Below are 6,346 nucleotides of genomic sequence, written 5' to 3' on the forward strand. Positions count from 1 at the left end.
CGACCGTCCCCCGCCCGAGGACGGGCTGCCGACCGACGTCGACGACTGAGGCCGCTCGCCCTGTGCGCCTGAGCGGCGGGGCTCACCGCCGGGCGTCGCGTGTCACATCGAGGCGATGAGCTTGTCGACCCGGTCGTCCTCGTAGCGGAACGGGTCCTTGCAGAGCACGGTGCGCTGCGCCTGGTCGTTGAGCTTCAGGTGCACCCAGTCGACGGTGAAGTCGCGCCGCTTGCGCTTGGCCTGCCGGATGAACTCGCCCCGCAGGCGGGCCCGGGTGGTCTGCGGCGGAGTGGAGCGGGCGATGTCGATCTCGGCGTCGGTGACGACCCGGTCGACCTTGTCGCGGCGTTGCAGCAGGTAGTAGAGGCCGCGTTGCCGGCTGACGTCGTGGTACTGCAGGTCGAGCATGCCGACGCGAGGGTGCGACAGCGGCAGGTCGTGGCGGGCGCGGTAGTCGGCGATGAGGTTGTGCTTCGCCACCCAGTCGCATTCCCGGGTGAGCTTCAGGGGGTCGTCGTTAAGGGCCTGGAGGACCCGGCCCCACTCGGCGAGGACCTTCTCGGAGTCGGGGTCCATGCCGGTGTGCTCGATGAACTGCGCGACCCGTTCGTAGTACTCCTGCTGGATCTCGAGCGCGTTCATCTCCCGGCCGCCGGCGAGCTTCACGCGACGGCGACAGGTGATGTCGTGGCTGATCTCGCGGATGGCCCGGATGGGGTTGTCGAGCGTGAGGTCGCGCATGATGGCGCCGCCCTCGATCATGCGCAGGACCAGGTCGGCGGTGGCGACCTTGAGCCAGACGGCGTACTCGCTCATGTTCGAGTCGCCGACGATGACGTGCAGGCGGCGGTAGCGCTCCGCGTCGGCGTGCGGCTCGTCGCGGGAGTTGATGATCGGCCGGCTGCGGGTGGTGGCCGAGGACAGCCCCTCCCAGATGTGCTCGGCGCGCTGGGAGATCGAGTAGACGGCCCCACGGGGCGTCTGCAGGACCTTGCCCGCCCCGGCGAAGATCTGGCGGGTGACGAGGAACGGGATGAGCGTGTCCGCGAGCTTCTGGAACTCGCCGAAGCGCGTGACGAGGTAGTTCTCGTGGCTGCCGTAGGAGTTGCCGGCGGAGTCGGTGTTGTTCTTGAACAGGTAGACCTCGCCGGCGATGCCCTCCTCGTGCAGCCGCTGCTCGGCCTGCTCGACGAGGCCCTCGAGGATCCGCTCGCCGGCCTTGTCGTGGACGACGACGTCGTAGACGGAGTCGCACTCCGGGGTCGCGTACTCGGGGTGACTGCCGACGTCGAGGTAGAGGCGCGCGCCGTTCTCGAGGAACACGTTCGACGAGCGCCCCCACGACACCACCCTGCGGAACAGGTAGCGGGCGACCTCGTCGGGCGACAGACGGCGCTGGCCCCGGAAGGTGCAGGTCACGCCGTACTCGATCTCGAGCCCGAAGATCCTGCGCTCCATGGGTGCCTGTCCTACCGCGTCGCCGTGGGGCCTCGGCCCCTGGGAGGACAAGTGTAGGGGCGGTCAGCTGAGCGCGGCGGCTACTTCGTCGGCGGACATGCGGAAGAACTTGCGGCGCCCGCGGTTGCGCTCGAGCCCGGCGACCTCGAGGGTGCGGGGCTCGATCGCGCGCTCCTCGGCGCTCGTGAGGGCGCGCTGCGCGGTGCGAAGAGCCGTGTCGCGGTCCATCCCCTCGCTGTAGGCCCCGGCGAGGCGGGTGTTGATGGCCTCGGCGCTGCCGCCGATGGCGACGTAGCCCGACTCGTCGGTGATCGAGCCGTCGTAGAGGATGTGGTACATCTCCAGGGCCTGGCCCCGGCTAGTCCCGCGGTCCTCGTCGGCGATCTCCGCGACGAGGAGCTCCACCTCGAAGGGCTTCGCACCCTCCGTAAAGGCCCTCCCGAGCGCGTTCGCGTAGGCGTTGGCGAGCGAGCGTCCCGTGACGTCCTGGCGGGCGTACTGGTAGCCGGTCACGTCGGCGAGGCGGATGCCCTGCACCCGCAGCTGGTCGAACTCGTTGTAGCGGCCCACCGCCGCGAAGGCGACACGGTCGTAGATCTCGCTGATCTTGTGCAGGGTCGCCGACGGGTTCTCGGCGATGAAGAGCACACCGCCGTCATAGGTGACCGCCACGACCGAGCGCCCCCGGCTGATGCCTTTGCGGGCGTAGTCGGCCCGGTCCTTCATCAGCTGCTCGGGCGACACGTACGGCATCGGCATCGACACGGCGACGTGCTCCTTATCTGGTCCCTGGGGGACGCGTGGTGGCCTCGCGGCCGGGGAGAGTTCTGGTTCCGTTGTGGGCTCGCCGGCCGGGCGGTGCTCCCGGCGCTAGATGGTGCGGCGCCCCGCGATGACGGTGCTAACCCGGTCGGCGACGGTGTCGCCGTCGAGCTCGGTGTAGCCCTTCGCGTCGATCACCGCCACGAGCGGGTAGATGCCGCGCACGAGGTCGGGTCCACCGGTGGCGGAGTCCTCGTCGGCGGCGTCCCAGAGCGCCTCTATGGCCATGTCGATGGCCTCTTCACGTTCGAGGCCGTCGCGGTAGCGCGCCTTCAGGCTGCCGCGCGCGTCACGCCCGCCCGATCCCTGGGTGGCGAACCGGCGCTCCTCGTAGCGGCCCCCGGCGACGTCGAACTCGTAGATGCACGAGCGCTGCGCCCGCGGGTCGTAGCCGGCGAAGAGAGGCACGACGAGCATGCCCTGCATGGCCATCGGCAGGTTCGCGCGCACCATCTGCGCGAGCTTGTTCGCCTTGCCGTCGAGCGAGAGCGGGCCGCCCTCCACCTTCTCGTAGTGCTCGAGCTCCGTGGCGAAGACCTTCGCGAGCTCCATGGCGGGTCCCGCGGCCCCGGAGATGGCCACCGCGGACCACGAGTCGGCCTCGAAGACCTTGCGCATGTCGCGCTTGGAGATGACGTTGCCCGACGTGGCCCGGCGGTCGCCGGCCATGACCACTCCCCCGTCGTAGGTGACGGCGAGCACCGTCGTTCCCTCGACGTGGTCGACCATCCCCCCGCGCACCGGCTCGACAGCGTGGGGGGAGAGGTCCGGTGCGCGGCGGCGCAGGAGCGCGGAGAAGCTCGGGCCGGACAGGTCGAAGGGGTCGAGCCCCTCCCAGCCACCCGGAAGGCTCGCCGGTACCTTCACGACGCGGCTCCCGGCGACAGCGGTGGGGCGGAGGGCAAGTGGCACATGTGCGGAACCCCTACGGTCTCGTGGTCGAGGCCAAGCGCGCCCATCTTAGCCCGACCTGTCGTCCGGTCCTCTGCCCATGCTGCTGTCCGTCGCCGTCTACGAGGTATCCCCCCACTGGTGCCTCGGCCTCCTACATCAAAGGACCACGGTCCTTTAGTTTAGGAGCGATTGAGGCCGCGAGATGAGGCCCGGTCACGCACGGTCGCGCGGGTGCCGTCCGCGCGCCTTTCGAGCCGCTGTAGTGCCGTCTTGGCACTGCGTCCCCATGCCCGTGACTGCTGCCGCCACGCCGCCGGATCGGCGCGCAGCGCGGCGCTGTCCGCTTCCGCGCGGATTCGCCGCCACCCCTCGTAGCGATCCTCGCTGAGCGCCCCTTACGCGAGCGCGTCGAGCCCCGCGCATCCTGGTTCGTGCTGAAGCGTGCAGTCGTCGAAGCGGCAGCCGACAGCGAGCTCGTCGACCTCGGGGAACGTCATGCTGATGCCTTCGTCGACGGCTCCCGGTGTCAGGGCCCGCAGGCCAGGGGTGTCGAGGACCATGCCACCGCCGGGCAGGACGACGAGCTCACGGTGTGTCGTGGTGTGCCGACCCTTGCGATCGCCTTCGCGCACCTCGCTCGTGGCGAGCCGTTCGCGGCCCAGGAGCGCGTTCACCAAATGACGACTTGCCCGCTCCCGACGCACCGATCAAGGCGAGCGTCCTGTTGGGCTGCAGCAGCTGCGTGAGCGTCGCAAAGCCGCGACCGTCGGTGCTCGACAGGACGAGGACCTCCACACCGGGGGCGCTGCTCTCCGCGACGGCCACTGCGGCACCCGCGTCCTCGCGCACCGCGACCCAGTCCCCGGCCACCGGGTTGCCGTCCCGTGGGAGCGGAAGCCTGCGCTCCCAGCCGGACCCGGCGCCCACATGCACGGCCTCCTGTCGCGGGACGGCATGCCACCGAGCCTGCTGCTCGCCGCCGGCCGGGACGAGATGCGTGGGTACGGCGGCGAGGTGTCCACCGATGCCGTCAAATGTCACAGGCCGCACCACCGTGCCGGGCGTGTGGGCGTCGAAGCCGTCGGCGGGCACGTCGTCGACCTGCGACGGTGACGAGGTGTTCGGATCTGCCTGGGACGACCAGCCTGTCCAGCGCGCCGGCTCGTTCGCCGAGCGCACCGCCCCCGCCTCACCCCGAGCCAACCGGGGATTTCGGTGAGCAGGTCTGGGGAGTCTCCGGTGAGCGTCAACAGCCGGTCCCTAGCGCTGGCTTCGCTCGCAGGATCCAGTTAGTACTGGACCCGAAAGGTCGACGACAGGCCTTTGCGCCGAGTCCAAGACGATGTCGGACTACTTGGGTGGCAGGGAGCGGGTGAACGAGAGGCCCCGCCGGACCCAGCCGTCGAGCGTTACGTCGTCCAGTCCGGCGGCCGCAACGAAAACCATCCCGGTCATGGGCCTGCCGGTGAAGTCCATGGGGCGGGCGGCAGGCCTCGCGAGGGCGTCCTCGTAGCGCTCCCGTCCGACGCGCACGATGAGGTCGTCACCGAGGACCCCTACGGTCATGTGCCCGCGCACCATGAGGGCATGGCCGCCGAACATCGACTGCTCGACCGCGTCGACGCCCGCCCCGGCGAACGCCTCTCGGATCCGGTCGGCAAGTTCGGTGTCGTAGGCCATCTTGCCCTCACTCCCCCACGCGGCGGCCCTGTTCGGCGCCTGCCACGATCGCCGCGATGCGCCGGGCCTTCGTGTCGGCCTTTGCCGCGCTGACGACCCACCAGAGCATCTGCTTGCGCGCCGACGGGGGGAACGCGTCCCAGTGAGCGCGGGCCTGCGGTACCGCGTCGAGCGCGGCGGCCAACGCGTCGGGTTCGACGAGGTCCTCGACCGTGTCGTACAGCAGCCACCAACCGTTGCGCTGCGCGGCCTCGACGGCCCGCCGGCCCGCCTCGGTCATGCGCCCCTCCGCCTCCAGCCGCGCCACCCGTGCACGGTTCAGCCTCGTCCAACTGCTCCGCGGCTTTCGCGGGGTCATCAGCTGCAGGCCGCGCTCCTCGTCGAGGGTGTTGACCGTCGAGTCGATCCACCCGAAGCACAGCGCCTCCTCGACCGCCTCGTCGTAGGCGACGGCAGGTCGACGGGTGCTTCGCTTCCACGACGCCAACCACACTCCGGGCGCGGCCGCGTGGTAGGCCGACAACCAGGCCCGCCAGGCCGCCCGCGTCTCGGCGTGGTAGATCGGGTAGTCGAACTTCCACGTCGGTGGGTGTGCCGACACCGTCGGTGGAACGGCGCCGTCGACCATGGCACCCCCTTCGCCGTCGCTGTACGCCGCAAAGGGCGAGCGACCGCTACTCGTGCCTGGAGACTAAGTTACCCCGCCTCCAGGGAACAAGGGGACCTCGCAAGCGGGCCTTTCCTTGACAAGGTGGTCAGCTTTTCGACACCGTGCGTTCGCCGGCTCCGGGCTTCCAGATGGTGATGTGCAGCTGGCCACCAGCGACCTCGATGCTTGAGGCACTGGTGATATCGGCGACGTAGAAGGGGTCGAGTTCGTTGCCCCGAAGGTCCGGGCCGCCTTCCTCGTGGACCATGTCGGCAAACCGCCCGTGCAGGTCCTTGTCGTGCAGATTCCTGACCTTGCCCCACAGTTTGACGTCACCGTCGCCGACGTAGCGATCGACGGTGGCCGTGTGCAGGCAGAAGCGCGGGTCGCGGCTCAGGTCGCGGAACTTGGTGGTGTCGGGCATGCCGACGAGCACCAGTTGACCCTCGAAGACTCGGGGCTCCATGGGGCTGATGCGCGGGTACCCGTCCGAGCGGAGTGTGGCGAGCATGCACAGGTTGGCCGTCGCGGTGTGCCGGCGGACGAAAACCTCAGCGATCCGCGGGGACTCTGCGACGAATCCCTCCCATGTGGCCACGGCCGAGGATGCTACAGGGTGCCCCCGCTCCCCACGTGAGCCGGCCGCGACATCGTCGCGCGCTAGCGGTGGATGGCGGAGTCCCCCCGAGCTCGACGAGCCCTACGACATGACCGGCCAGGCGGTCTCCAAGCACCTGCCTGGTGGTTCCTGTTTCCCGCCATGCCGGCACTTCCTTGCTGCCGGCCCGGTCGCGGTCGAGACCGTAGCGGATAGGCCCTGACGCCTGCGAGATCAGACGGTTG

8 protein-coding genes are annotated in these 6,346 nt (G+C 69.9%); 1 reads left to right on the top strand and 7 read right to left on the bottom strand.

Annotated elements, in window-relative coordinates:
* Nucleotides 1–102: 102 nt before the first annotated feature.
* From pafA to rsgA, 4 genes are all read right to left on the bottom strand, one after another.
* Nucleotides 103–1,458, bottom strand: a complete 1,356-nt coding sequence (gene pafA, locus VM324_07460) for a Pup--protein ligase (protein HVL99113.1) — start codon at nucleotides 1,456–1,458, stop codon at nucleotides 103–105.
* A gap of 63 nt (nucleotides 1,459–1,521) precedes the next feature.
* Nucleotides 1,522–2,217, bottom strand: a complete 696-nt coding sequence (prcA, locus tag VM324_07465) for a proteasome subunit alpha (protein HVL99114.1) — start codon at nucleotides 2,215–2,217, stop codon at nucleotides 1,522–1,524.
* Nucleotides 2,218–2,328: 111 nt separating this feature from the next.
* Complete coding sequence (gene prcB, locus VM324_07470) at nucleotides 2,329–3,192, bottom strand: proteasome subunit beta (GenBank protein ID HVL99115.1); 864 nt, start codon at nucleotides 3,190–3,192, stop codon at nucleotides 2,329–2,331.
* Nucleotides 3,193–3,569: 377 nt separating this feature from the next.
* On the bottom strand, nucleotides 3,570–3,848 hold the full coding sequence (gene rsgA, locus VM324_07475) for a GTPase RsgA (protein HVL99116.1): 279 nt from the start codon (nucleotides 3,846–3,848) through the stop codon (nucleotides 3,570–3,572).
* A 253-nt stretch (nucleotides 3,849–4,101) separates the two neighbouring features.
* Here rsgA and VM324_07480 point away from each other — a divergent pair, with 253 nt between their 5' ends.
* Nucleotides 4,102–4,287: a hypothetical protein gene (locus VM324_07480; protein HVL99117.1), complete on the top strand. Its 186-nt coding sequence runs from the start codon at nucleotides 4,102–4,104 to the stop codon at nucleotides 4,285–4,287.
* 237 nt (nucleotides 4,288–4,524) lie between these two features.
* Here VM324_07480 and VM324_07485 read toward each other — a convergent pair whose 3' ends face one another.
* The 3 genes from VM324_07485 to VM324_07495 form a co-directional block, all read right to left on the bottom strand.
* A complete protein-coding gene (locus VM324_07485) occupies nucleotides 4,525–4,854 on the bottom strand; it encodes a TfoX/Sxy family protein (protein HVL99118.1) in 330 nt (109 codons plus the stop codon).
* A gap of 7 nt (nucleotides 4,855–4,861) precedes the next feature.
* Nucleotides 4,862–5,482: a YdeI/OmpD-associated family protein gene (locus VM324_07490; GenBank protein ID HVL99119.1), complete on the bottom strand. Its 621-nt coding sequence runs from the start codon at nucleotides 5,480–5,482 to the stop codon at nucleotides 4,862–4,864.
* A gap of 127 nt (nucleotides 5,483–5,609) precedes the next feature.
* The gene (locus VM324_07495; protein HVL99120.1) at nucleotides 5,610–6,101 is read right to left on the bottom strand and encodes a pyridoxamine 5'-phosphate oxidase family protein; all 492 of its coding nucleotides are present in this window, start codon (nucleotides 6,099–6,101) and stop codon (nucleotides 5,610–5,612) included.
* Between the last annotated feature and the right edge of the window lie 245 nt (nucleotides 6,102–6,346).

It is taken from the genome of Egibacteraceae bacterium, assembly GCA_035540635.1.
Taxonomy (GTDB): domain Bacteria; phylum Actinomycetota; class Nitriliruptoria; order Euzebyales; family Egibacteraceae; genus DATLGH01.